This is a genomic window from Pseudomonas sp. S4_EA_1b (assembly GCF_016307435.1).
Classification (GTDB): Bacteria; Pseudomonadota; Gammaproteobacteria; order Pseudomonadales; family Pseudomonadaceae; genus Aquipseudomonas; species Aquipseudomonas rhodesiae.
In genome coordinates this window covers 1-24,797 of record NZ_JAEILC010000022.1, presented here as the reverse complement: position 1 = coordinate 24,797, position 24,797 = coordinate 1, and the positions used below count along the sequence as shown (strand labels likewise).

The following is a 24,797-nucleotide window of genomic DNA, read 5'->3' as shown; positions in this document are numbered from 1 at the left end:
ATGGGGGAGCGAACGCTCCCCCATGGTGCATCAGGTGTACTTGCGTTGGTCCGGTGCCGGCGGGAAGTACTGATACAACCAGGTTTCGCTCAAGGTGCGGTCCTGGGTGCGGATAAACAAACGCAGCTCCACCGGTTCCACGCTGTCGCTGGTCGGGTACCAGTCGAACAGAATGCGGTAGCCCTTGATGTTATCCAGTACCAGCACGCTGAAGTCCTTCACCTCGCCGTGGGAACAGGTCACCACCGGTTCGATCCCGGTGCCCTCCGGCAAGCGGTCCAGGCCGCCCCCCTTGAAGTCCACCGCGAAGCGGCGCGCCCACACCGGCGGGTAATGCTCGCCCGGTGCCCAGCCTTCGGTAAAACCGCCCATGCCGGAACGGGTAGCATCCACTTGCGCTAATGGCGTGCTTACCGGTGGCAGGGCGCTCCAGTACAGCTTGTAGCCGTAGTTGAGCGAATCGCCGGCGGCCACGGGGTTTTTCGGGGTCCAGAAGGCGACGATGTTGTCCAGGGTTTCGCCGGTGGTGGGGATTTCTAGCAGGTCAATGGAGCCTTCGCCCCAAGCGGTGGTCGGCTCCACCCACAGGCTTGGGCGTTTGCTGTACCAGTCCACAGTGTCCTGATAGCTGGCGAATTCGTGGTCGGTCTGCACCAGCCCGAAGCCTTTCGGGTCGGTGTCGGCGAACGCATTGAATTGCAGCTTGGCTGGGTTATTCAGAGGGCGGCAGACCCACTCGCCATTGCCGCGCCACATGGCCAGGCGGTCCGAGTCGTGGATCTGCGGGTGGATGGTGTCGCACATGCGGCGCTCGTGGGTGCCGCAGCTGAACATGCTGGTCATCGGTGCGATGCCCAATTGTTCGATGGCCGTGCGCGCATTGATATGCGCGTCAATGGCCATCACCACCTGGTTGGCCTGGCAGTCGATATCGAAGCGGTAGGCACCAGTGGCGCTCGGCGAGTCGAGCAGGGCATAGACCACGAAGCGGGTAGCGTTCTTATCCGGGGTTTCGAACCAGAACTGCGTGAAATCTGGGAATTCTTCGCGTTTTTTCGCGTAGGTGTCGATTGCCAGGCCACGCGCGGACAGGCCGTACTGGCCCGTGGAATCCACCGCGCGGAAATAGCTGGCGCCGAGAAACGACAGCACATCATGACGGTCCAGCTCCGGCGCCTTGAACAGTTTGAAGCCGGAGAAACCCAGGTCGCCGGTCAGTTGCTTGGTGTCGACCGTAGTTTTTTCATAGTTGAACAGCGAAGGGCGGAAATGCACCTCACGGGCTTCGCGGGTCTTAGGGTCGACGCTGTGCATGCGCACCGGCGTCTTGAAGCCCATGCCGACGTGGAAGAACTGCACGTCCAGCTGGCCGTTCAGCTCTTTCCACAGCGAATGGTTGCGGTCGTAGCCGATGGCGTTGAAATTCTGCGGGGTCATGCTCGCCAGGGTCGGCGGCAGCACCTGTTTGGTGTCTTTGTAGGCGGTTGCGGCCAGTTGTTTGGCCTGGGCCTTGAGCGATTCGAAGTCGAACGCCACGGCTTTCCCATCGGCGGCGCGGTTTCCGGCCCATGCTTGGGCGGCGAGCAGGCCACTGGCCGACAGACCGGTATAAGCCGCAATGGCCATGGACGCTTTGAGCAAATTCCTACGATGCATAGAGACAACCTGTCGTGAGCAAATCCCGCGCCGTTCCTGGCACGTGCTGGATCAGAAAGTACGGTTCGGACATGCCTTCGGCCAAACGCAACGAACATTAAACAGACGCCGGATAGCTTAAGCGGTTCGATGGTGTAGGAAAAATGATTGATGGCGGGGTGATAGCATTGCAAGTGCGACAAGACATTTCCGGGGCTGTGGGGCAACCACATTACTCACGAATTATGAAGCTCCAATGTGGGAGAGGGCTTGCTCCCGATAGCGGTGCATCAGCCAACTATTTCAGTGCTGACCCACTGCTATCGGGGGCGAGCCCCCTCCCACAAACAGTTTTGTATTGCCTGTCAGAGGTGTGTTTCAGGCCACTTCGCCCACGGCTCGGTACGCCTCGTCGATCGCCGCATGCGCGTACGCACTCCAGGCCGCGTCCGAGTTGGCGATGCTCACATGCCCCAACGGTTTGCGCGCCAGGTTCATCAGCGCTTCACTTTCGTCGGCGTCATCGAACAGGCTGTTGGAAAAATACGCATAGCCATGGGACCAGCGATTCACGGTGATCGCCAGGATATCCGTCTCATGGTTGAACCCGCCCGGGCCTAGCATGCGTTGCAGTTGGTCACGTAATTGCGCTTCCAGTTGCTCGAATGTCTGCCCATACAACCGGCCGCGTCCGGCGCGGGCCTGGTCGCGGGCGTTCATGCCGCTGTTGGGGCTGGTGGGCACGTAGACCATGTGCAAGCCGATGGGCTGCGTCGGGTCGCGCGGGTGGTCGTAGCCGCCCATGCTCACCGGGTAGTCCAGCTTGATGCGGCTGTAAGGCTGGGTAGCTGCGTAGATTTCATGCACGCCCAACTTCTCAAACGCCTGCCAGTTACGAATCACCACCTTGGTGTACACCAAGGGGAATTTCACGTTCTGGCTCAACGCATGGGCCTGGGGCGCGGGCAGGCCCTTGAGCAGGTACGGAATCATCATGTTGTAGCAGGCCAGGATGCAGCGTTTGCCGCGTACTTGTGCGAGTTGGCCGCCTCGGCTGTAGCCGATATGTACGCCGTCGCCGACATTGCGCACACTCACCGCCGTGCTGTTCAAGCGCAGGCGCACCGGCGCCTTGGGTTGGTCGAGCCTGGCATAGTCGAAGGGCGCCAGCACGATATCGTCCATGGTGTGCCCCGGCGCCACCCCCGGAATCAGGCTGCGCACCAAGAGGCGCGCCAGCGACGCGTTGCCGTCCGGGAAGTGGTAGATGTAGGGCTCTTCCATTTCTGCCGCAGCTTCTTCACTGATCGGCGCCAGGTTCATCCCCGCGAAGCCAGGGAAACCGACGTTATAAGCGTCGGACGCAGCCACGGCATCAATGCTCAAGGCCATAAAGTCATTGGTGCGGCTCTGGAAGTATTTCACCGCACCTTCCGACAACCCCACGTTCTTGAGCAGGAAGTCCCGGTAGCTGGTGGCCGCCAGATAATCGGCCTTTTCCTCGGCCGTTTTGCCCGGCAAGTAGTCCTTGGGCGCAGTGTGCAGTTCGATCAACGCCTGGCGGTCCGCAGCCGGCAGTGGGAAATCATTGATAAAGTCTTTCAGGGCGCGCCCATGCAGCTGTTCCGGGGCGATATCGTCGGCCACCATCGGCGTCGGGTCGCCGGTCACCAGTTTGTCTTCGCCGAAGTTTTCCTTGTCGAAAAATACCCCGCGCGACAGCCCCAGGCTGGGGTAGAACGGGCGGTCGAAGGCGGTTTCGAAGCGCTTGATATTCACCCCGAGCTTTTTCAACAAACCGTTCACTTGCTCGCTGAACAGGTGGGTGGGCGACTGGAAGGCTTCGCTGCCGCCATAGCCGATGATCATGCGGCCGCCGGCCTGGAACTCATTGCGTTTGGCATGGCCGCCGAAATCGTCATGGTTTTCCAGGATCAGGATTTTCGCCTTGGGGTGCTTCTCACGGTAGAACCACGCCGCCGCCAGACCGCTCAGGCCACCGCCGACCACCACCAGGTCATAGTCCTCGGTGATCGGCAAGGTATCGGTGTCAAAGACCTTCTTTTCCCAGCCCATCTGATGCGCCACTTCGAACGAACCGACATGACTGCCGCGCAGGCCGGTGAGGGCGGGTGGGTAATAGCGACCGTCGGGGGCGGCCTGGAGAATCTGCAGCGGCGTGATGCCGGCAGCAACGGTGATGGCGACGCCGTTGAGGAAGTCGCGGCGGGTGATGTCCATGGGGGATCCTGAAAATTATTGTTATTAGCCCCCCTGCAAGCGCCTGCTTGCAGGGGGGCGGCGAATCAATGCTTGAACATCACATGCCGGACCGTGGTGTAGTCCTCCAGCCCATACATGGACATGTCTTTGCCATACCCCGACAGTTTCTGACCGCCGTGGGGCATTTCGCTGACGAGCATAAAGTGGGTGTTTACCCAGGTGCAGCCGTATTGCAAGCGTGCGGCCAGGCGATGGGCGCGTCCTACGTCGGCCGTCCACACGGATGACGCAAGGCCATAGTCCGAATCGTTGGCCCAACCCAGCACCTGGGCTTCGTCGTTGAACTTGGTCACTGACACCACCGGCCCGAACACCTCGCGGCGCACGATTTCGTCGTCTTGCTGGGCGTCGGCCAGCACGGTCGGTTCAAAGAAGAACCCGTTGCCTTCTACGGCCTTGCCGCCGGTGATCAGCCGGATATGCGGTTGCGCCACGGCACGTTCGACAAACCCGGCCACGCGGTCGCGATGTTGCGCGGTGATCAATGGCCCCAGCTCGGTGCTCGGGTCATCCTGCAAACCGTACTTGATACTGGCGACCGCCGCGCCGAGTTTCTCGACAAAGGCGTCGTAGATGTCCGCCTGGGCATAGATACGGCACGCCGCCGTGCAGTCCTGGCCGGCGTTGTAGAAACCGAAAGTGCGGATGCCTTCCACGGCGGCGTCGATGTCCGCGTCGTTGAAGATAATCACCGGTGCCTTGCCGCCCAGCTCCATGTGCATGCGCTTCACGCTGTCGGCGGTGTTGGCGATGATGTTCGCGCCGGTGGCGATGGAACCGGTCAGCGACACCATGCGCACTTTCGGATGCTGCACCAGCGGGCTGCCTACTGTCGGGCCGCGGCCAAACACCAGGTTGAGCACGCCGGCCGGGAAGATTTCCGACGCCAGTTCCACCATGCGCAATGCCGTCAGTGGGGTTTGTTCCGACGGTTTGAGCACCACGGTATTACCGGCGGCCAGGGCCGGGGCGATTTTCCAGGCGACCATCATCAGCGGGTAGTTCCACGGTGCGATGGACGCGATCACGCCCACCGGATCGCGGCGGATCATTGAGGTATGGCCGGGCAAGTACTCGCCGCCGGCCGAACCGCTCATGCAGCGACTGGCACCGGCAAAGAAGCGGAACACGTCGGCAATCGCCGGGATCTCGTCGTTCAGCGCGGCGCTGTAGGGTTTGCCGCAGTTGTCCGACTCCAGCTTGGCCAGTTCTTCGCCGTGGGCTTCGATGGCGTCCGCCAATTTGAGCAGCAACAGCGAGCGGTCCTTGGGCGCGGTTTGCGACCAGCTTTCGAACGCGGCATCGGCGGCGCGCACGGCGGCGTCGACCTGGGCTTCGCTGGCTTCGTTGATTTCCACCAGCACACGGCCCAGGGCCGGGTTGAAGATGGCCTGGGCCGGGCCTTCGCCTTGTACCAGTTGGCCGTTGATCAGCAGTTTGGTTTGCATGATTGAGTCCTCCAAAAAACGCGTGTTATTTCCCTGAAGAAACCGGATTTAAATGTGGGAGGGGGCTTGCCCCCGATGCCAGTGGCTCAGTGACAGCTGTGTTGGCTGTCACACCGCTATCGGGGGCAAGCCCCCTCCCACATTTGAACCGCGTTCCTTCAGTGGCCAAGTTATTTACCGCCGCTCCCCGCCACGCTTTCACCGCCGCGGGTCAAGTAATAGGCGCCCAGGATCGGGAACATCGTCACCAGCATCACCAGCATCGCCACCACGTTGGTCACCGGCACATCCCGTGGCCGGCTCAACTGGTTGAGCAGCCACAGCGGCAAGGTGCGCTCATGCCCGGCGGTGAAGGTGGTGACGATGATTTCGTCGAACGACAGCGCAAACGCGAGCATGCCGCCGGCCAGCAGCGCCGAGCCCAGGTTGGGCATGATGATGTAGCGGAAGGTCTGCCAGCCGTCGGCGCCCAGGTCCATCGACGCCTCGATCAGGCTGTGGGAGGTGCGGCGCAAGCGGGCGATGACGTTGTTGTAGACGATCACCACACAAAAGGTGGCGTGGCCGACGATGATGGTGAACATCCCCGGCTCGATGCCCAGGGTCTTGAACGTTGCCAGCAACGCGATACCGGTGATGATCCCCGGCAATGCAATCGGCAGGATCAGCATCAGCGACACGCCCTGTTTGCCGAAGAACTCACGCCGGTACAGCGCCGCGGAAGCCAGTGTGCCGAGCACCATAGCGATCAGGGTGGCGATGGCGGCGATCTGCAGCGACAACTTGATCGCTTCCAATACGTCGGGCCGTGCGAACGCCACGCTGAACCACTTCAGGGTGAAGCCCTGGGGCGGGAAGCTGAACGCCGCTTCTTCGGTGTTGAAGGCGTAGAGGAAGATGATCAGGATCGGGAAGTGCAGGAACACCAGGCCGCCCCAGGCGGCTATGCGCAAACCGAGAGATGCTTTTTCAGAGTGCATCGAAGGCCCCCAGGCGTTTGACGATGGACAGGTAAATCGCGATCAGCACGATCGGCACCAGGGTGAACGCCGCCGCCATGGGCATATTGCCGATGGCGCCTTGCTGGGCGTACACCATGCCGCCGACGAAGTAGCCCGGCGGGCCCACCAGTTGCGGCACGATAAAGTCGCCCAGGGTCAGCGAGAACGTGAAGATCGATCCGGCGGCGATCCCCGGCACCGACAGCGGCAAAATCACCTGCATAAAGGTCTGGCGCGGCTTGGCCCCCAGGTCGGCCGAGGCTTGCAGCAGTGACGGCGGCAAACGCTCCAGGGACGCTTGGATCGGCAGGATCATGAACGGCAGCCAGATATAGACGAACACCATGAACCGTCCTAAGTGCGAGGTGCTCAAGGTGCTGCCGCCCACGCCGGGAATGCCCAGCACAAAGTGCAGCAACGGCTCCAACCCCAGGTGCTGCACAAACCACTGCGCCACGCCGCCCTTGGCCAGCAGCAAGGTCCAGGCGTAAGCCTTGACGATGTAACTGGCCCACATCGGCATCATCACGGCGATATAGAAAAACGCCTTGGTTTTGCCAGTGGTGTAGCGCGCCATGTAATAGGCAATCGGGAAGGCGACGATGGCGCTGGCGATCGACACCACGATCGCCATGCTCAGCGTGCGCAGGATGATGTCGAAATTCGACGGCTGGAACAGCGCGGCGAAGTTGGCCAGGGTCAGGTCCGGGGTGACCGCCATGGTGAAGTCGTCGAAGGTGTAGAAGCCTTGCCATAGCAAGGTCAGCAACGAGCCCAGGTAGATAGCGCCGAACCAGATCAGCGGCGGCAGCAGCAACATCGCCAGGTATAGATTGGGCTTGCGGTACAGCAGGTTGGAAAACCTGCGCATCGGCGGTTGTTGGGAAAGGGCCAGGCTCATGTCACACCTCGCCTGCGTTATCGGTCAACGGCGTCATGGCCTGTCGGGCCCAGCGCGCGGTTAGGGGCTGGCCGACCTGATGGGCGCTGCTGGTGTCCAGCCACTGGTTGTTGGCCTGGCTGATGCTCAGGGTCTGGCCGTTGTCCAGTTTCAGCTCAAAACGGGTGGCGCTGCCCTGGTACTGGATGTCATGCAGCACGCCGCTGATCTCCACATCGCCAGCGCCCAGCGGGCCTTCGGCAAACCGCACATGTTCCGGACGGATCGAAAACGGTTGGGCGCTGCCGCTCAAGCGCTGGGCCAGTTCGCCCCGAATCACGTTGGAGGTGCCGACGAATTCGGCGACGAACGCCGTGGCCGGTTTCATGTAGAGGTTGCGCGGGGTGTCGACCTGTTCGATACGGCCTTTGTTGAACACCGCCACGCGGTCGGACATGGACAGCGCTTCGGTCTGGTCGTGGGTCACGAAGATAAAGGTGATGCCGAGCTGGCGTTGCAGCTTTTTCAGCTCGCTTTGCATCTGCTCGCGCAGCTTGAGGTCGAGGGCGCCCAGGGGCTCGTCAAGCAACAGCACGCGCGGGCGATTGACCAGCGCGCGGGCCAGGGCCACCCGTTGGCGCTGGCCGCCGGAGAGTTGCACCGGTTTGCGTTCGCCGTAACCGCCCAAGGCCACCATGCCCAGGGCTTCTTCGGCGCGGTTGAGCCGTTCGGCCTTGCCCACGCCTTTGACCTTTAGGCCATAGGCCACGTTGTCGCGCACATTCATATGGGGGAACAGCGCGTAATCCTGGAACACGGTGTTCACATCGCGCTGATACGGCGGCAAGCCGGCGGCTTCCTCACCATGAATGCGGATCGAGCCGGCGCTGGGTTGTTCGAAGCCGGCGATCAGCCGCAGGCAGGTGGTCTTGCCCGAGCCGGAAGGGCCGAGCATGGAAAAGAACTCGCCGTCCTCAATATCGATGCAAACCCGGTCAACGGCTTTCACTTCGCCGAACTGACGGGAAACGTGGGTGAATTGGACTGCAAGCGTCATGGTGCGGTGCTCCAAAAAGGCGCGGGTCGTCGCAGCGGCCCGGCCTGGACTTCTGAAAAAACAAAACATCTGTGAGTGCGGTCAATGTGGGAGGGGGCTTGCCCCCGATACCAGTGGTTCAGTGAAAGCTGGGTTGGCTGTCACACCGCTATCGGGGGCAAGCCCCCTCCCACAGTAGGTCTATGCCGTCTTGATGGTTTTAACGGCCGCCCATGATCGCAATGTAGTCCTGGGTCCAGCGGCTGTACGGCACGAACTTGCCGCCTTCGGCCTGTGGGGTTTTCCAGAAGGCGATCTTGTCGAACTGGTCGAAGCCATTGGTCTTGCAACCCTCGGCGCCGAGCAATTCGCTCTCCTTACACGCGGCCGGCACCGCTGGCAGCGAGCCGAACCAGGCGGCGACATCGCCCTGGACCTTCGGCTGCAGCGACCAGTCCATCCACTTGTAAGCACAGTTGGGGTGCTTGGCCTCGCTGTGCAGCATGGTGGTGTCGGCCCAACCGGTGGCGCCTTCCTTGGGGATGGTCGAGGCGATCGGCTGTTTCTCGTTGACCAGCCCGTTGACTTGGTACGGCCAGGCACTGGAGGCAACCACGCCTTCGTTCTTGAAGTCGCTCATTTGCACGGTGGTGTCGTGCCAGTAACGGTGGATCAGCGGTTGCTGGGCGCGCAGCAGGTCGAGCACGGCCTTGTATTGCGCTTCGGTCAGCTCGTAGGGGCTCTGGATTCCCAGCTCCGGTTTGGTGGCCTTGAGGTACAGCGCCGCGTCGGCGATGTAGATCGGGCCGTCATAGGCCTGCACGCGGCCCTTGTTCGGCTTGCCGTCCGGCAGGTTCTGCGGGTCGAACAGCACGCTCCAGCTAGTGGGCGCGGTCTTGAACACGCTGGTGTTGTACATCAGCACGTTCGGCCCCCATTGGTACGGGGTGCCATAAGTTTGCTGGCCGACCACGTACCACGGCGCATCCTTGAGGCGCGGGTCGAGGTTTTTCCAGTTGGGAATCAGCGCGGTGTTGATCGGCTGCACACGCTTGCCGACGATCAACCGCAGCGACGCATCGCCGGAGGCGGTGACCAGGTCATAGCCGCCCTTGGCCATCAGGCTGACCATTTCGTCAGAGGTGGCGGCGGTTTTCACATTGACCTTGCAGCCGGTTTCCTTCTCGAAACCGCTGACCCAATCGTAGGCTTTGTCGCTTTCGCCACGTTCGATATAGCCGGGCCAGGCGACGATATCCAACTGGCCTTCGCCGGCGCCGACCGCCTTGAGCGGTTCGGCGGCTTGCAGGCTGGCGCTGGCCAGCAGCGCGGTGGTCAAGGCACTGAGCAGTGCGGTCTTGTGCGCGGACATGGGGGTTCCCTCTTCTTTAATTATGGTCGGGGCAGTGTGTGAAGCCGTGATGCATGAGCTTAGTTGTTGTTTTAAAGGTGCTGACCGTGACGCGCCATGATGTGGCGCACCACGCTGTAGTCCTGTAACGAGTCGCTCGACAGATCTTTCCCGTATCCCGAGCGCTTCAAACCGCCGTGGGGCATTTCGCTGACCAGCATGAAGTGGCTGTTGATCCAGGTGCAGCCGTATTGCAGGCGTGCCGCCACTTGCATGGCTTTGTCCAGGTTCTGGGTCCACACCGAAGAGGCCAGGCCGTATTCGGAATCGTTGGCCCAGTCCACCGCTTGCTCCAGTTCGTCGAAGCGGGTCACGGTGACCACCGGGCCAAACACTTCGCGCTGCACGATCTCATCGCTTTGCTTGCAACCGGCCAGCAGGGTGGGCTGGTAATAGAAACCGGCACCGGAATGCACGGCGGCGCCGGTGACCCGTTCGATATGCGGTTGGCCGAGGGCGCGTTCGACAAAGCTGGCGACGCGGTCGCGCTGGCGTGTGCTGATCAGCGGGCCGAGTTCGTTATCGGCGTCGCGTTTGCCGGCAAAGCGCAGGCTGCCGACGGCCGCGCCCAGCTCGGCGACCAATTTGTCGTGAATCCCGGCCTGGGCATAGATACGGCATGCGGCGGTGCAATCCTGCCCGGCGTTGTAATAGCCATAGGCGCGCACGCCTTCGACCACGGCCTGCAGGTCGGCGTCGTTACACACGATCACCGGTGCCTTGCCGCCCAGTTCCAGGTGCGTGCGTTTCAGGGTTTTGGACGCGGCTTGCAGAATCTTCTGGCCGGTGACGATATCGCCGGTCAGCGACACCATGCGCACCTTGGGATGACTGACCAAATGGCTGCCGACCCCTTCGCCGCCGCCGCACAAAATGTTGATCACGCCCCGTGGCAGCAGCTCTTTGAGCACGGGTGCCAGGGCCAGGATCGACAGCGGCGTGTGTTCCGACGGTTTGAACACCAGGGTATTACCGGCGGCGAGGGCCGGGGCGATCTTCCACGCGGCCATCATCAACGGGTAGTTCCATGGCGCAATGGAGGCCACCACGCCGATCGGGTCGCGGCGCACCATGCTGGTGTAGCCCGGCAGGTATTCGCCGCTCAATTGGCCGGTCTGGCAACGCACGGCGCCAGCGAAGAAGCGGAACACATCCACAGTCGCGCTCAAATCATCCTGACGCGCCAGATGCAACGGCTTGCCGCAGTTCAGCGATTCCAGACGGGCCAGGTAGTCGGCTTGTTTTTCAATGGCATCGGCGATCCCCAGCAGCAGGTTGGAGCGTTGCTGCGGTGTGGTCCGCGACCAACCGGCAAAGGCGCGGTGGGCGGCAAGGATGGCGCTTTCGACTTGCTCGGTGCTGGCTTCGGCTATCTGGGTCAGCACTTCACCGGTGGCTGGGTTGAGGATCGGCTCGACAAACCCCTGGCCTTGAACCAGTTCGCCGTCGATCAGCAACGCAGTGAGCAGCGGGGTGGACGCGCCGGACATTTTTCGCGATCTCTTTTCTTGTGTGGCCATGGGCGTTCTCTTACAAGGCGCCCGGCTTTCTCTTATGGATGAGTCGAGAGTAGAGGGCGGGCGCGAGGTCAACAAATACTAAATACTGAATGCAGCATTCGATTAAATAGATGGCTTGCGTGGGTGCGGTTGTTCGCGTGCCACAGTGAGGAACGGGTCCACCAGGGTCGGCCGCGCGGTGCCACGGCGCCAGGCCAGGCCCACGTCGAGCGTTTGGCTGAGGTCGGCAATCGGCCGCGCTTCAATAATGTCGCCTTCCAGCGACCAGGGGCGGTAGGTCATGTCCGGCTGGATCGACACCCCCAGGCCCGCCGCCACCAAGCTGCGCACCGCTTCGGTGGATGCCGTGCGCAAGGTCACACGCGGTTGCAGGCCGGCGCCGGCCCACAGGCGCTGAGCGTTGTGGCCCATTTCATCGACGTTCAACTGAATCAACGGTTCGCGTGCCACATCGGCCAGGTTGATGCTGTCGTGCTCCAACAACGGGTGCTGCGCCGGCAGCCACAGGCGGTGGGGCGAGTGGGTCAGGACTTCGGTCTGCAGGGCGTGGCGGTCTTCGAGGTTGGACAGGATCAGCACGCCCACGTCGATTTCGCCGCTGACCAGCAGATGTTCGATATACGGGCGCTCGTCTTCCATGACGCGGATTTCCACATTGGGGTACGCGCGCTGGAAGCGGGTCAGCAGGTCGGCCAAGTAGTAGCCGGCCACCAGGCTGGTCACACCGACGATCAATTGCCCGGCTACCTGGTCGGTGCTCTGTTGCAGGCTGCGCTTGGCGTTGTCGACGGTGGCCAGAATCAGGTGCGCCTGGCGCAGAAACTGATGGCCCTGGTGGGTGAGGGTCATGCCCTTGGCGTGGCGATTGAACAGGTTGACGCCAATCTCCTGCTCCAGTTGCTGGATCGCCAGGGTCAGGGTCGACTGAGAGATGAACGCGGTTTGCGCGGCGGCGGAGATCGAGCCGGTCTCGGCCACGGCAATGAAGTGGCGGATTTGACGCAAGGTCATCATGCTGGAATTACCAGAAGGCTGTTTTTATAGAAGTACCTGAGTGTATATCGATTTATACGATAGGCAGCGGCGTTACATCTGGAAGCACTCTAGATCCTGGTTTTTTGGCACTTAGTTTTACGCTGGCAGCCTATTGGTCCTATGAACCCAAGTGTCTGGAGGCTGTTATGAACACCCGTGGATTGCTCGATCAGTTGCTCAAGTCCGGCCAGGACATGTTGCAGAATAAGGCCGGCGGCCAGCGCAAACAGGAAGACAAGGGCGCCTTGGGCGGTCTGCTCGGCGGTGGCGGCCTGGGCAGCCTGCTCGGTGGCGCTGGCGGGGGAGCCCTGGCGGCGGGTGCCATGGGGCTGTTGCTGGGTAACAAAAAAGCCCGCAAATTCGGCGGCAAGGCCCTGACCTACGGCGGTTTGGCCGCCCTGGGCGTCATCGCCTACAAAGCCTATGGCAACTGGCAGGCGCAACAGGCCAGTGCGCCCCAAGGCGAACCGCAAACCATCGACCGTCTGCCACCGGCCCAGGTCGAGCAGCACAGCCAGGGCATCCTCAAGGCGTTGGTCGCCGCCGCCAAGGCCGACGGCCATGTAGACGAGCGTGAGCGCGCGCTGATCGAAGGCGAGTTCACCAAACTCGACAATGACCCCCAATTGCAACACTGGCTGCATGCCGAACTGAACAAGCCCCTGGACCCGGCGGATGTCGCCCGCGCCGCCGACACCCCGGAAATGGCCGCCGAGATGTACATCGCCAGCGTGATGCTGGTAGATGAGGAAAACTTTATGGAGAAGGCGTATCTGGATGAGTTGGCGCGCCAGCTCAAACTGGAGCCGGGCTTGAAGGTGGAACTGGAAAAACAAGTACGGCTTAACCAATAACCACCGGTTTAAAACAAAATGTGGGAGGGGGCTTGCCCCCGATAGCGGTGCATCAGTTGCAGGTTTTCCAACTGAGGTATCGTCATCGGGGGCAAGCCCCTTCCCACAGGCGTTTTAGCGTTTATGTCGGTTGACCACCAAAACCCATTCATAAATGAGCGCTGCTGCTCAGCTATACTCCCCTCCATTTGAATGGCCCTTCGAGGAAGTACTGTGAAGAATTGGACCTTGCGCCAACGGATCCTGGCAAGTTTTGCGGTCGTTATCGCCATCATGCTGTTAATGGTCGTGGTCTCTTATTCACGGTTAATGAAAATCGAGGCTGGACAAGAAGCCGTGCGCGATGACGCTGTGCCGGGGGTTTATCTGAGCTCAATGATCCGCAGTGCGTGGGTCGACAGCTATCTGCAGACCCTCGATATCATCGGTATGCGCGAAGACAAAACCCTGACCAGTGCCGACAAGACCGATTACCAGGGTTTCGAAAAGCGCATCGAACAACAAATGGCCAATTACGAGAAAACGATCGGCAACCAGGCCGATCGTATGGAATTCGATAACTTCAAGGCCTCGCACAGCAATTACAACAAGGTCCTGGCGCAAGTACTCGATCGCATCCAGGCCAACGATCTGCCGGCCGCCCACGAGTTGCTGGATGAGCAGTTGACGCCGATCTGGATTGAAGGTCGCATGAAACTCAACGACATCATCGCCGAAAATAAAGGCGTGTCTGATAACGCAACGTCCGCCATCGATGAAGCAGTGGTCTCCGCCAAGATCAGTTTGTTCGTGTCGCTTGCCGTGGCGATTCTGGCTGCTGGCCTGTGCGGTTTGCTGCTGATGCGCGCGATCATGTCGCCCATGCAGCGTATCGTCAAAATTCTTGAGGTCATGCGCACCGGCGACCTGAGCAAGCGTCTGAACCTGTCGCGCAAGGACGAGTTCAACGCGGTCGAAACCGGCTTCAACGACATGATGACCGAGCTGACCGCCCTGGTGTCCCAGGCCCAGCGCTCGTCGGTGCAGGTGACCACTTCGGTCACCGAGATCGCCGCCACCTCCAAGCAGCAACAGGCCACCGCCACCGAAACCGCGGCGACCACCACCGAAATCGGTGCCACGTCCCGCGAAATCGCCGCCACCTCCAAGGACCTGGTGCGCACCATGACCGAAGTTTCCACCGCCGCCGACCAGGCATCGGTGGCCGCCGGTTCCGGTCAGCAGGGCCTGGCGCGCATGGAAGAAACCATGCACTCGGTAATGGGCGCCGCCGACCTGGTCAACGCCAAGCTGGCGATCCTCAATGAGAAGGCCGGTAACATCAACCAAGTGGTGGTGACCATCGTCAAGGTCGCCGACCAGACCAACCTGCTGTCGCTCAATGCCGCTATCGAAGCCGAGAAGGCCGGTGAGTACGGGCGCGGCTTCGCCGTGGTCGCCACCGAGGTGCGGCGCCTGGCCGACCAGACTGCCGTGGCCACGTACGACATCGAGCAGATGGTGCGTGAGATCCAGTCGGCGGTGTCGGCCGGGGTGATGGGCATGGACAAATTCTCCGAAGAAGTGCGCCGCGGCATGTTCGAAGTGCAGCAGGTGGGCGAGCAGCTGTCGCAGATCATCCATCAGGTCCAAGCCCTGGCGCCGCGAGTGCTGATGGTCAACGAAGGCATGCAGGCCCAAGCCACGGGGGCCGAACAGATTAACCACGCGCTGGTGCAACTGGGCGACGCCAGCAGCCAGACGGTTGAGTCCCTGCGTCAGGCCAGTTTCGCCATCGATGAACTGAGCCAGGTCGCGGTGGGTCTGCGCAGCGGCGTGTCGCGTTTCAAAGTCTGATGAGCGAACTCGCGGCTAAACGCGGCGCCGTCCCGGCAGCGAAAAAAGCGTTGTTCCTGGTGTTTCATATCGGCAGCGAACGCTATGCCCTACGGGCCACCGAAGTGGCCGAAGTACTGCCGCGCCTGCCGCTCAAACCCATCGCCCACGCTCCTGTGTGGGTGGCCGGTATTTTCGCCCATCGCGGCGCGCTGGTGCCGGTCATCGACCTCAGTGCCCTGGCCTTCGGCACGCCGGCCCAGGTACGGACCAGCACGCGGCTGGTACTGGTGCATTACCAACCGCAGCCCTGGGTCGAGGCGCGCCGGCTGGGGCTGATTCTGGAGCAGGCCACCGACACCCTGCGTTGCGGCCTTGAAGAGTTCCAAGCGTACGGCCTGGACAACCGCGAGGCGCCCTACCTGGGGCCCGTGCGCGAAGATGCAGAGGGCCTGATGCAGTGGATCGGCGTTAATGATCTGCTCACCGATGACGTGCGCGCCCTGTTGTTTTCCAGCGAGCTGAGCCTATGAGCAACGATCCGCGCTTCTTTGCCTTCCTTAAGGAACGCATCGGCCTGGACGTGGCGTCGGTGGGCGAGGCCATCATCGAGCGGGCCGTGCGCCAGCGCAGCCAGGTTGTTGGGGCACTTACCCCGGACGATTACTGGCAGCGCCTGCAACGCTCCCACGACGAGCAGCAAGCGCTGATCGAAGCGGTGATCGTCCCCGAGACCTGGTTTTTCCGTTATCCCGAATCCTTCGCCACGCTGGCGCGCTTGGCCTGCGCGCGCTTGGCCGAGATCAAGCAGATGCGCGCCCTGCGTATCCTTAGCCTGCCGTGTTCCACCGGGGAAGAACCTTACTCGATCGCCATGGCCCTGCTGGATGCCGGGTTGGCACCGCATCAGTTCAAGGTGCAGGGCATGGATGTCAGCCCGCTGTCAGTGGAGCGCGCCCGGCGCGGCGTGTATGGCAAGAATTCGTTTCGCGGCGGTGATCTGGCCTTTCGCGAACGCCACTTCACCGAACACAGCGACGGTTACCACATCGCCGACCGCGTGCGCGAACAGGTGCGTTTGCAAGTGGGCAACCTGCTTGACCCGGCGCTGCTGGCCAATGAGGTCAGCTACGATTTTGTGTTTTGCCGCAACCTGTTGATCTACTTCGATCAACCGACCCAGCAGCAAGTGTTCGAAGTGCTCAAGGCCCTGACCCACGTCGACGGCGTGCTGTTTATCGGCCCGGCCGAAGGCAGCTTGTTGGGGCGCCACGGCATGCGCTCGATTGGGGTGCCGCAGTCCTTTGCCTTCAGTCGGCACGCGGAACCGGTCAGGCCCGAGCCGACCTTCATACCGATGCCCAAGCCGCAACGCACTGCGGCGCCGCTTCCGGCTAAACCACGGCCGTTCAGCACAGTGAGTGCCCAGGTAGTGCCGATCAAGGCGCCACCCTCCGAAGCGGGCGCCTTGCTCAGCCGTATCGCCACCCTGGCCAACCAAGGCAAAAGTGCCGAGGCCCGCGCCATGTGCGAACAGTATTTGAGCGACCATCCCCCGGCCGCCCAGGTGTTCTATTGGCTGGGGCTGCTCAGCGATGTGGAGGGCAGTGCCCAGCAGGCCCAGGGGTATTATCGAAAAGCCTTGTACCTGGAACCCCAGCATCCGCAGGCCCTGATGCAGTTGGCCGCGCTGCTGGAATCCCAGGGCGACAGTGCGGGGGCGCGTCGTTTGCAGGCGCGGGCCGCCCGCAGCGAGCGAGCTGACAGTGAGTCCAAACCATGAGTAGCCCCGACGCGCTCGACACCACCGGCCTGGACCTGACCCTGGCCGACACCCAAGCCATCGACGATTGCTGGAACCGCATCGGCGTCCATGGCGACAAATCCTGCCCGCTGCTGGTGGAACACATCCACTGCCGTAACTGCTCGGTCTATTCCGCTGCGGCCACGCGCCTGCTGGACCGCTATGCCTTGCAACAGGACGACCGTCGCGCTCACGTCGCCGAGACGGTCGACGAGGACGTGGCGACCCGCTCGCTGTTGATGTTCCGCCTCGGTGACGAGTGGCTCGGCATCGCCACCCGTTGCCTGGTGGAGGTGGCGCCGCTGCAACCGATCCACTCGCTGCCGCACCAGCGCTCGCGCGCCTTGCTCGGCGTGGCCAATGTGCGCGGTGCGCTGGTGGCGTGCTTGTCGCTGATGGAACTGCTCGGTCTGGATGCCACTGACAGTGGGCCTAGCGGCGCACGGGTCACACCGCGCATGTTGATCATTGCCGCGCAGGATGGCCCGGTGGTGGTGCCGGTGGATGAAGTGGACGGTATCCACGCCATCGACGAGCGTACGTTGAGCGCGGCGTCGGTGTCCGGCACCCAGGCCAGCGCGCGCTACACCCAGGGCGTGCTGCAATGGAAGGGCCGCAGCCTGCGCTGGCTGGACGAGGCACAATTGTTGTCTGCCGTGACACGGAGCCTTACATGACCCCCGACCAGATGCGTGATGCTTCGCTGCTGGAACTGTTCAGCCTGGAAGCCGATGCGCAGACCCAGGTGCTGAGCGCGGGCCTGCTGGCCCTGGAGCGCAACCCGACCCAGGCCGACCAACTCGAAGCCTGCATGCGCGCGGCCCACTCGCTCAAAGGCGCGGCGCGCATCGTGGGGGTGGATGCCGGGGTCAGCGTGGCCCATGTCATGGAGGACTGCCTGGTCAGTGCCCAGGAAAGCCGTCTGTATCTGCAACCTGAACATATCGATGCATTGCTGCAAGGCACCGACCTGCTGATGCGCATCGCCACCCCCGGCAACGACGTGGGGCCGGCGGATATTGAAGCGTATGTGGCGTTGATGGAGCGCTTGCTGGCCCCCTCGCACCCGAGCCCCAGCGTTGCGCCGCCAACAGTACCCGAGCCAGCCCCCGAGCCGGTGCTTGAAGAACTGCCGCCGGAGCCCGAGCCCGCGCCGCCCGTCACCAGCGACCCACCGCGTCAGGGCAAGCGCATGACCGAAGGCGGCGAGCGCGTATTGCGCGTGACCGCCGAGCGCTTGAACAGCCTGCTGGACCTGTCGAGCAAGTCTTTGGTGGAAACCCAGCGCATCAAGCCCTACCTGGTCAGCCTGCAGCGCCTCAAGCGTATTCAGAGCCAGAGCATGCGTGCCCTCGACACCCTCGATGGCCAGCTCAAGACCCAGCACCTGAACCTCGAAGCGCAGGAGGCCCTGGCCGATGCGCGCCGCCTGTTGAGCGAAGCCCAGGCGCTGCTGGCGGAAAAAACCGCCGAGCTCGATGAGTTCGGCTGGCAGGCCGGGCAGCGCGCCCAGGTGCTCTATGACACCGCGCTGGCCTGTCGCATGCGCCCGTTTGCAGACGTGCTGGCTGGGCAGGTGCGCATGGTGCGCGACCTGGGCCGCAGCCTGGGCAAGCAAGTCCGGCTGGAAATCGAAGGCGAGAAAACCCAGGTCGATCGCGACGTACTGGAAAAACTCGAAGCGCCCCTCACTCATCTGTTACGCAATGCCGTCGATCACGGCATCGAAATGCCCGAGCAACGTGTGCTGGCGGGCAAACCGGCCGAAGGGCTGATCCGCCTGCGCGCCTCGCACCAGGCGGGTCTGTTGGTGCTGGAGCTGAGTGACGACGGCAATGGGGTGGACCTCGAACGCCTGCGCGGCACCATTGTCGAGCGCAAGCTGTCGCCGCTGGAGACCGCGCTGCGCCTGAGCGAAGAGGAGTTGCTGACGTTCCTGTTCCTGCCGGGTTTCAGCCTGCGCGACAAAGTCATCGAAGTGTCCGGGCGCGGCGTCGGGCTGGACGCGGTGCAGCATATGGTGCGCCAACTGCGCGGCGCGGTGGTGCTGGAACAAGCGGCGGGGCAGGGCAGCCGTTTCCATCTGGAGGTGCCGCTGACCCTATCGGTGGTGCGCAGCCTGGTGGTCGAGGTCGGCGAAGAGGCTTATGCCTTCCCGTTGGCGCATATCGAACGCATGTGCGATCTGGCGCCGGAAGACATCGTGCAACTGGAAGGTCGCCAGCATTTCTGGCACGAAGGCCGGCATGTCGGCCTGGTCGCCGCCAGCCAATTGTTGCAGCGACCGGCCGGGCAGAGCCCTTCGGAAACGCTGAAAGTTGTAGTGATTCGTGAGCGTGATGCGGTGTATGGGATTGCCGTGGAACGCTTTATCGGCGAGCGCACCCTGGTGGTGTTGCCGCTGGATGATCGCCTGGGCAAGGTCCAGGATATTTCCGCCGGTGCATTGCTCGACGACGGCTCGGTGGTGCTGATCGTCGACGTCGAAGACATGCTGCGTTCGGTGGACAAACTGCTTAATACCGGGCGTCTTGAGCGTATCGCCCGGCGCAGCCAGCAGACCGCCGAAGCTCCGCGCAAACGCGTGCTGGTGGTGGATGACTCGCTCACGGTGCGTGAATTGCAACGCAAATTGCTGCTTAATCGCGGCTACGAAGTGGCCGTGGCCGTCGATGGCATGGACGGCTGGAACGCCTTGCGTTCCGAGGATTTCGACCTGCTGATCACTGACATTGATATGCCTCGCATGGACGGTATCGAATTGGTCACACTCTTGCGCCGTGACAGTCGCCTGCAATCGTTGCCGGTGATGGTGGTGTCGTATAAAGACCGCGAAGAAGACCGCCGACGCGGGCTCGACGCCGGGGCCGATTATTACCTGGCCAAAGCCAGTTTCCACGACGACGCCTTGCTCGATGCCGTGATGGAACTGATCGGAGGCGCGCGGGCATGAAGATCGCCATCGTCAATGACATGCCGCTGGCCATCGAGGCTTTGCGCCGAGCGTTGAGTTTCGAGCCGGCGCATCAAGTGGTGTGGGTGGCCAGCAATGGCCTGGAAGCGGTGCAGCGCTGCGCCGAACTGACCCCGGACCTGATCCTTATGGACCTGATCATGCCGGTAATGGACGGTGTGGAGGCCACGCGCCAGATCATGGCCGAGACCCCGTGCGCGATTCTGATCGTGACCGTCGACCGCCAGGCCAATGTGAGCCGCGTGTTCGAAGCCATGGGCCATGGCGCCCTCGACGTGGTGGATACGCCGGCGTTGGGCGTGGGCAACCCCCAGGATGCGGCGGCACCGTTGCTGCGCAAGATCCTCAACATCGGTTGGTTGATCGGCCAGCGCGGCAGCCGTGTGCGCGCGGAAACCGCGCCGCCGCGCCACGAGGGCAAACGCCAGCGGCTGGTGGCCATCGGCTCTTCGGCCGGCGGCCCGGCGGCCCTAGAAACCCTGCTCAAAGGTCTGCCCCGCGACTTTCCCGCCGCGATTGTGCTGGTGCAGCACGTCGACCAGGTGTTCGCCGCCGGTATGGCCGAGTGGCTCAGCAGCGCGTCCAGCCTGCCGGTGCGCCTGGCCCGTGAAGGTGAGCCGCCCCAGAGCGGGGTGGTATTGCTGGCCGGGACCAACCATCACATTCGTTTATTGAAGAACGGTACGCTGGCCTACACCGCAGAGCCGGTGAACGAGATCTATCGCCCGTCGATCGACGTGTTTTTCGAGAGCGTCGCCAGTCACTGGAATGGCGATGCTGTCGGCGTATTGCTGACCGGCATGGGGCGCGACGGGGCCCAGGGTCTCAAACTGCTGCGTGAACAAGGTTATTTGACCATCGCCCAGGATCAACAGAGCTCGGCGGTGTATGGCATGCCCAAAGCGGCGGCGGCAATCGATGCCGCTGTTGAAATTCGCCCACTGGATAGAATTGCGCCTCGACTGCTGGAGGTCTTTGCACAATGAGCAAGACCTTGCGCGGTGCTGGCTTGCAGGTGGTAATTCAGGTGACTGCAGATGAATGATTTACAGATCGACGACATCAAGACCGACGAAAACGCCGCCATGGTGTTGCTGGTCGACGACCAGGCCATGATCGGCGAAGCCGTGCGGCGTGGCCTGGCCCATGAAGAAAACATCGACTTCCATTTCTGCGCCGACCCGCACCAGGCCATTGCCCAGGCCATCCGCATCAAACCGACGGTGATCCTGCAGGATCTGGTGATGCCCGGCCTCGATGGCCTGACCCTGGTGCGCGAGTACCGCAACCACCCGGCCACGGCGAACATCCCGATCATCGTGCTTTCCACCAAGGAAGACCCGCTGATCAAGAGCGCGGCATTTGCAGCCGGCGCCAACGATTACCTGGTCAAGCTGCCGGACAACATCGAACTGGTGGCGCGCATCCGCTATCACTCACGTTCCTATATGACCCTGTTGCAGCGCGATGCGGCATACCGTGCGCTGCGGGTCAGCCAGCAGCAGTTGCTGGACACCAACCTGGTGCTGCAACGGTTGATGAACTCCGATGGCCTGACCGGGCTGTCCAACCGTCGCCACTTCGACGAATACCTGGAGCTGGAATGGCGGCGCGCCATGCGTGACCAGACCCAACTGTCATTGCTGATGATCGACGTGGATTTCTTCAAGACCTACAACGACAGCTTCGGCCACGTCGAAGGCGACGAAGCCCTGCGTAAGGTCGCCGACACCATCCGTGACGCCAGCAGCCGCCCGTCGGACCTGCCGGCGCGCTACGGCGGCGAGGAGTTCGCTCTGGTGCTGCCCAACACCTCGCCGGGTGGCGCGCGCCTGGTGGCGGAAAAACTGCGCATGGCCGTCGCCGCGCTGAACATCCCCCACAATGCCCCGACCGAAGGTTCGTGCCTGACCGTCAGCATCGGCCTGTCCACCATGGTCCCGCAGCAGGGCTCCAGTTGCCGCCAGGTGATCATGGCGGCGGACAAGGGGCTGTATACGGCCAAGCACAATGGGCGCAATCAGGTCGGTATCGAATGACCTGAGGCTGTGCTCAACACAAGTTTCAAAGGCAGACTCCTAACTCTTTGGTGAGCAGACTTGCCCTGCGCCGGGCTGCGAAGCGGCCCCAAACCCAGGCACCTCGGTGTGTCAGCTAAAACCACATCGCCTGGAGTGGGGCTGCGTCGCAGCCCAGCGCGGGCGGTGCGACGATTCGACAAGCCCGCTCACCACGGCAACTCCCTTCCCACAGCGGGTTTTCATAGGGTTTGAAACCGCCTTTTCGGCTCAGCGGGCTGCCGTTTCCAGCGGTTTGCCGTTATACTCGCCGGCTTTCAAAAGTTCGCCAACGAGTGCTGCCCGCCATGGAAATCAACCCGATCCTTAACACCATCAAGGACCTGTCCGAGCGCTCCGAAACTATTCGGGGGTATCTTTGACTACGATCAAAAGCATGAGCGTCTGACCGAGGTCAACCGCGAGCTTGAAGATCCGAGTGTCTGGAACAAACCTGAATACGCCCAGGAACTGGGGCGCGAGCGCGCTGCGCTGGCGCAGATCGTCGACACCCTCGACGAACTGAACACCGGCCTGGCCGATTGCCGTGACCTGCTGGACATGGCCGTCGAAGAAAACGACGAAGGCGCAGTGGGCGATGTGGTCGCCGAGCTGGCCCGTCTCGAGGAAAACCTCGCCAAGCTTGAATTCCGCCGTATGTTCAGCCACGAAATGGACCCGAACAACGCCTACCTGGACATCCAGGCCGGTTCCGGCGGCACCGAGGCCCAGGACTGGGCCAACATCCTGCTGCGCATGTACCTGCGCTGGGCCGACAAGCGCGGTTTCGACGCGACTATCATGGAACTGTCCGCCGGTGAAGTCGCCGGAATCAAGGGCGCTACCGTGCATATCAAGGGCGAATATGCCTTTGGCTGGCTGCGTACCGAGATCGGCGTGCACCGTCTGGTGCGCAAGAGCCCGTTCGACTCCGGCAACCGTCGCCACACTTCGTTCTGCGCGGTGTTCGTCTCGCCCGAGATCGATGACAAAGTGGAAATCGAGATCAACCCGGCGGACCTGCGGATCGATACCTATCGTTCCTCCGGTGCCGGCGGTCAGCACGTCAACACCACCGACTCGGCCGTGCGGATTACCCACGTACCGACCAACACCGTGGTGAGCTGCCAGAACGAACGCTCCCAGCACGCCAACAAGGACACCGCCATGAAAATGCTGCGGGCCAAGTTGTACGAGCAGGAGATGCAGAAGCGCAACGCCGCTTCCCAGGCGCTGGAAGACACCAAGTCGGATATCGGCTGGGGTCACCAGATCCGTTCCTATGTGCTCGACGCGTCGCGTATCAAGGATCTGCGCACTAACATCGAACGTAGCGACTGCGACAAGGTGCTCGACGGTGATATCGACGAGTACCTGGAAGCCAGCCTGAAGTCCGGCCTGTAATACCCTGTGTGGGAGCGGGCTTGCCCGCGATCCCCAGGCCGAAGGCCTGAGGGCAACGAACCTGTGATGGAAAATTTAAAGACATGAGCGACCAACAACTCGACCCGCAAGCCCTGCAACAGGAAGAAAACTCCCTGATCGCCCTGCGCAAGGAAAAGCTTGCTGCCGAGCGCGCCAAGGGCAACGCCTTCCCCAACGACTTCCGCCGCGACAACTACTGTGATGCCTTGCAGAAACAGTACGCGGACAAGACCAAGGAAGAGCTGGCGGAAGCGGCGATCCCGGTCAAGGTGGCAGGTCGCATCATGCTCAACCGTGGCTCGTTCATGGTGATCCAGGACATGACCGGGCGTATCCAGGTCTACGTCAACCGCAAGACCCTGTCCGAAGAGACCCTTGCCTCGGTGAAAACCTGGGACATGGGCGACATCATCGCCGCCGAAGGCACCCTGGCCCGTTCCGGCAAGGGCGACCTGTACGTGGAAATGACCAACGTGCGCCTGCTGACCAAGTCCTTGCGCCCGCTGCCGGACAAGCACCACGGCCTGACCGACACCGAGCAACGCTATCGCCAGCGCTATGTCGACCTGATCGTCAACGAAGACGTGCGCCACACCTTCCGCGTCCGCTCGCAGATCATCGCCCACATCCGCAGCTTCCTGATGCAGCGTGACTTCCTGGAAGTGGAAACGCCGATGCTGCAAACCATTCCCGGCGGTGCCGCAGCCAAGCCGTTCGAAACCCACCACAACGCGCTGGACATGGAAATGTTCCTGCGTATCGCGCCTGAGCTGTACCTCAAGCGTCTGGTGGTCGGTGGTTTCGAGAAGGTCTTCGAGATCAACCGCAACTTCCGCAACGAAGGCGTCTCCACCCGTCACAACCCAGAATTCACCATGTTGGAGTTCTACCAGGCTTACGCCGACTACGAAGACAACATGGACCTGACCGAAGAACTGTTCCGCGAGCTGGCGCAGTTGGTCCTGGGCAGCACCGACGTGCCGTACGGCGACAAGGTGTTCCACTTCGGCGAGCCGTTCGTGCGCCTGTCGGTGTTCGATTCGATCCTCAAATACAACCCCGAGCTGAGCGCCGATGACCTCAACGACATCGACAAGGCTCGCGCCATCGCCAAGAAAGCCGGCGCCAAGGTGCTGGGCTTCGAAGGCCTGGGCAAACTGCAGGTGATGATTTTCGAAGAGCTGGTGGAGCACAAGCTGGAACAGCCGCACTTCATTACCCAGTACCCGTTCGAAGTGTCGCCGTTGGCCCGTCGCAACGACGACAACCCGAACGTCACCGACCGTTTCGAGTTGTTTATCGGCGGCCGCGAAATCGCCAACGCCTACTCCGAGTTGAACGACGCGGAAGACCAGGCCGAGCGCTTTATGGCCCAGGTGGCCGACAAAGACGCCGGCGACGACGAAGCCATGCACTACGACGCCGACTTCGTCCGCGCCCTGGAATACGGCATGCCGCCGACCGCCGGTGAAGGCATCGGCATCGACCGCCTGGTGATGTTGTTGACCAACTCGCCGTCGATCCGCGATGTGATCCTGTTCCCGCACATGCGGCCACAAGCGTAACCGTAGCGAAATCCAGAGCCGCCTTTTATAAGGCGGCTTTTTTATGTGCGCCCA

At 62.1% G+C, this 24,797-nt stretch carries 19 protein-coding genes; 10 read left to right on the top strand and 9 right to left on the bottom strand.

Translation table 11 applies throughout. The annotated features are described in order from the left end of the window. Positions 1-30: 30 nt before the first annotated feature. The 9 genes from YA0848_RS07830 to YA0848_RS07790 all read right to left on the bottom strand — a co-directional run bounded on the left by YA0848_RS07830 (position 31) and on the right by YA0848_RS07790 (position 12,228). A complete protein-coding gene (locus YA0848_RS07830; protein WP_034096183.1) occupies positions 31-1,656 on the bottom strand; it encodes a glucan biosynthesis protein D in 1,626 nt (541 codons plus the stop codon). A 357-nt stretch (positions 1,657-2,013) separates the two neighbouring features. Then, positions 2,014-3,876 carry an NAD(P)-binding protein gene (locus YA0848_RS07825; protein WP_184316376.1) on the bottom strand — a complete coding sequence of 621 codons (1,863 nt, stop codon included), beginning with the start codon at positions 3,874-3,876 and terminating at the stop codon, positions 2,014-2,016. 65 nt (positions 3,877-3,941) lie between these two features. After that, positions 3,942-5,366, bottom strand: a complete 1,425-nt coding sequence (locus YA0848_RS07820) for a gamma-aminobutyraldehyde dehydrogenase (protein ID WP_169903656.1) — start codon at positions 5,364-5,366, stop codon at positions 3,942-3,944. Between the two features lie 170 nt (positions 5,367-5,536). After that, complete coding sequence (locus YA0848_RS07815) at positions 5,537-6,346, bottom strand: ABC transporter permease (RefSeq protein WP_034096186.1); 810 nt, start codon at positions 6,344-6,346, stop codon at positions 5,537-5,539. After that, the gene (locus YA0848_RS07810) at positions 6,336-7,268 is read right to left on the bottom strand and encodes an ABC transporter permease (RefSeq protein ID WP_169903657.1); all 933 of its coding nucleotides are present in this window, start codon (positions 7,266-7,268) and stop codon (positions 6,336-6,338) included. The genes YA0848_RS07815 and YA0848_RS07810 overlap by 11 nt, the downstream gene beginning before the upstream one ends. 1 nt (position 7,269) lies before the next feature. Further along, positions 7,270-8,304, bottom strand: coding sequence for an ABC transporter ATP-binding protein (locus YA0848_RS07805; RefSeq protein WP_099312733.1), 1,035 nt, complete (start codon positions 8,302-8,304; stop codon positions 7,270-7,272). A gap of 199 nt (positions 8,305-8,503) precedes the next feature. Next, positions 8,504-9,655, bottom strand: a complete 1,152-nt coding sequence (gene ydcS, locus YA0848_RS07800) for a putative ABC transporter substrate-binding protein YdcS (RefSeq protein WP_034112087.1) — start codon at positions 9,653-9,655, stop codon at positions 8,504-8,506. A gap of 71 nt (positions 9,656-9,726) precedes the next feature. Beyond that, a complete protein-coding gene (locus tag YA0848_RS07795; RefSeq protein WP_169903677.1) occupies positions 9,727-11,184 on the bottom strand; it encodes a gamma-aminobutyraldehyde dehydrogenase in 1,458 nt (485 codons plus the stop codon). A 132-nt stretch (positions 11,185-11,316) separates the two neighbouring features. Next, positions 11,317-12,228 carry a LysR family transcriptional regulator gene (locus YA0848_RS07790; RefSeq protein WP_034096190.1) on the bottom strand — a complete coding sequence of 304 codons (912 nt, stop codon included), beginning with the start codon at positions 12,226-12,228 and terminating at the stop codon, positions 11,317-11,319. A 167-nt stretch (positions 12,229-12,395) separates the two neighbouring features. Here YA0848_RS07790 and YA0848_RS07785 point away from each other — a divergent pair, with 167 nt between their 5' ends. The 10 genes from YA0848_RS07785 to lysS all read left to right on the top strand — a co-directional run bounded on the left by YA0848_RS07785 (position 12,396) and on the right by lysS (position 24,743). After that, positions 12,396-13,103 carry a tellurite resistance TerB family protein gene (locus YA0848_RS07785; protein ID WP_047881558.1) on the top strand — a complete coding sequence of 236 codons (708 nt, stop codon included), beginning with the start codon at positions 12,396-12,398 and terminating at the stop codon, positions 13,101-13,103. A gap of 192 nt (positions 13,104-13,295) precedes the next feature. Continuing rightward, entirely contained in the window at positions 13,296-14,939 is a 1,644-nt protein-coding gene (locus tag YA0848_RS07780) for a methyl-accepting chemotaxis protein (protein ID WP_221440379.1), read from the top strand. Beyond that, positions 14,939-15,451: a chemotaxis protein CheW gene (locus YA0848_RS07775; RefSeq protein WP_034096193.1), complete on the top strand. Its 513-nt coding sequence runs from the start codon at positions 14,939-14,941 to the stop codon at positions 15,449-15,451. Before YA0848_RS07780 ends, YA0848_RS07775 begins: the two co-directional genes overlap by 1 nt. Beyond that, on the top strand, positions 15,448-16,701 hold the full coding sequence (locus tag YA0848_RS07770; RefSeq protein ID WP_169903659.1) for a CheR family methyltransferase: 1,254 nt from the start codon (positions 15,448-15,450) through the stop codon (positions 16,699-16,701). The genes YA0848_RS07775 and YA0848_RS07770 overlap by 4 nt, the downstream gene beginning before the upstream one ends. Further along, positions 16,698-17,399: a chemotaxis protein CheW gene (locus tag YA0848_RS07765; protein WP_047881556.1), complete on the top strand. Its 702-nt coding sequence runs from the start codon at positions 16,698-16,700 to the stop codon at positions 17,397-17,399. The genes YA0848_RS07770 and YA0848_RS07765 overlap by 4 nt, the downstream gene beginning before the upstream one ends. Continuing rightward, positions 17,396-19,675 (top strand): hybrid sensor histidine kinase/response regulator, encoded by a 2,280-nt coding sequence (locus YA0848_RS07760; RefSeq protein WP_198712399.1) that lies wholly within the window; start codon positions 17,396-17,398, stop codon positions 19,673-19,675. The genes YA0848_RS07765 and YA0848_RS07760 overlap by 4 nt, the downstream gene beginning before the upstream one ends. Continuing rightward, entirely contained in the window at positions 19,672-20,682 is a 1,011-nt protein-coding gene (locus YA0848_RS07755; RefSeq protein WP_034096197.1) for a chemotaxis response regulator protein-glutamate methylesterase, read from the top strand. The genes YA0848_RS07760 and YA0848_RS07755 overlap by 4 nt, the downstream gene beginning before the upstream one ends. Before the next feature lie 51 nt (positions 20,683-20,733). Next, positions 20,734-21,735 carry a diguanylate cyclase gene (locus YA0848_RS07750; RefSeq protein ID WP_034096198.1) on the top strand — a complete coding sequence of 334 codons (1,002 nt, stop codon included), beginning with the start codon at positions 20,734-20,736 and terminating at the stop codon, positions 21,733-21,735. Positions 21,736-22,061: 326 nt separating this feature from the next. Further along, a protein-coding gene (gene prfB, locus YA0848_RS07745) for a peptide chain release factor 2 (protein ID WP_098100956.1) occupies positions 22,062-23,157 on the top strand; the annotation gives its coding sequence in 2 pieces (ribosomal slippage) (positions 22,062-22,133 and positions 22,135-23,157; 1,095 coding nt in all). 83 nt (positions 23,158-23,240) lie between these two features. Further along, entirely contained in the window at positions 23,241-24,743 is a 1,503-nt protein-coding gene (gene lysS / locus YA0848_RS07740) for a lysine--tRNA ligase (RefSeq protein ID WP_034112093.1), read from the top strand. Positions 24,744-24,797 lie beyond the last annotated feature (54 nt).

Bases quoted from the DNA above. Each gene is read 5' to 3' on its own strand.
- YA0848_RS07830 (WP_034096183.1), bottom strand. From the start codon at position 1,656: ATGCATCGTAGGAATTTGCTCAAAGCGTCCATGGCCATTGCGGCTTAT.
- YA0848_RS07825 (WP_184316376.1), bottom strand. From the start codon at position 3,876: ATGGACATCACCCGCCGCGACTTCCTCAACGGCGTCGCCATCACCGTT.
- YA0848_RS07820 (WP_169903656.1), bottom strand. From the start codon at position 5,366: ATGCAAACCAAACTGCTGATCAACGGCCAACTGGTACAAGGCGAAGGC.
- YA0848_RS07815 (WP_034096186.1), bottom strand. From the start codon at position 6,346: ATGCACTCTGAAAAAGCATCTCTCGGTTTGCGCATAGCCGCCTGGGGC.
- YA0848_RS07810 (WP_169903657.1), bottom strand. From the start codon at position 7,268: ATGAGCCTGGCCCTTTCCCAACAACCGCCGATGCGCAGGTTTTCCAAC.
- YA0848_RS07805 (WP_099312733.1), bottom strand. From the start codon at position 8,304: ATGACGCTTGCAGTCCAATTCACCCACGTTTCCCGTCAGTTCGGCGAA.
- ydcS (WP_034112087.1), bottom strand. From the start codon at position 9,655: ATGTCCGCGCACAAGACCGCACTGCTCAGTGCCTTGACCACCGCGCTG.
- YA0848_RS07795 (WP_169903677.1), bottom strand. From the start codon at position 11,184: ATGTCCGGCGCGTCCACCCCGCTGCTCACTGCGTTGCTGATCGACGGC.
- YA0848_RS07790 (WP_034096190.1), bottom strand. From the start codon at position 12,228: ATGATGACCTTGCGTCAAATCCGCCACTTCATTGCCGTGGCCGAGACC.
- YA0848_RS07785 (WP_047881558.1), top strand. From the start codon at position 12,396: ATGAACACCCGTGGATTGCTCGATCAGTTGCTCAAGTCCGGCCAGGAC.
- YA0848_RS07780 (WP_221440379.1), top strand. From the start codon at position 13,296: ATGGCCCTTCGAGGAAGTACTGTGAAGAATTGGACCTTGCGCCAACGG.
- YA0848_RS07775 (WP_034096193.1), top strand. From the start codon at position 14,939: ATGAGCGAACTCGCGGCTAAACGCGGCGCCGTCCCGGCAGCGAAAAAA.
- YA0848_RS07770 (WP_169903659.1), top strand. From the start codon at position 15,448: ATGAGCAACGATCCGCGCTTCTTTGCCTTCCTTAAGGAACGCATCGGC.
- YA0848_RS07765 (WP_047881556.1), top strand. From the start codon at position 16,698: ATGAGTAGCCCCGACGCGCTCGACACCACCGGCCTGGACCTGACCCTG.
- YA0848_RS07760 (WP_198712399.1), top strand. From the start codon at position 17,396: ATGACCCCCGACCAGATGCGTGATGCTTCGCTGCTGGAACTGTTCAGC.
- YA0848_RS07755 (WP_034096197.1), top strand. From the start codon at position 19,672: ATGAAGATCGCCATCGTCAATGACATGCCGCTGGCCATCGAGGCTTTG.
- YA0848_RS07750 (WP_034096198.1), top strand. From the start codon at position 20,734: ATGAATGATTTACAGATCGACGACATCAAGACCGACGAAAACGCCGCC.
- lysS (WP_034112093.1), top strand. From the start codon at position 23,241: ATGAGCGACCAACAACTCGACCCGCAAGCCCTGCAACAGGAAGAAAAC.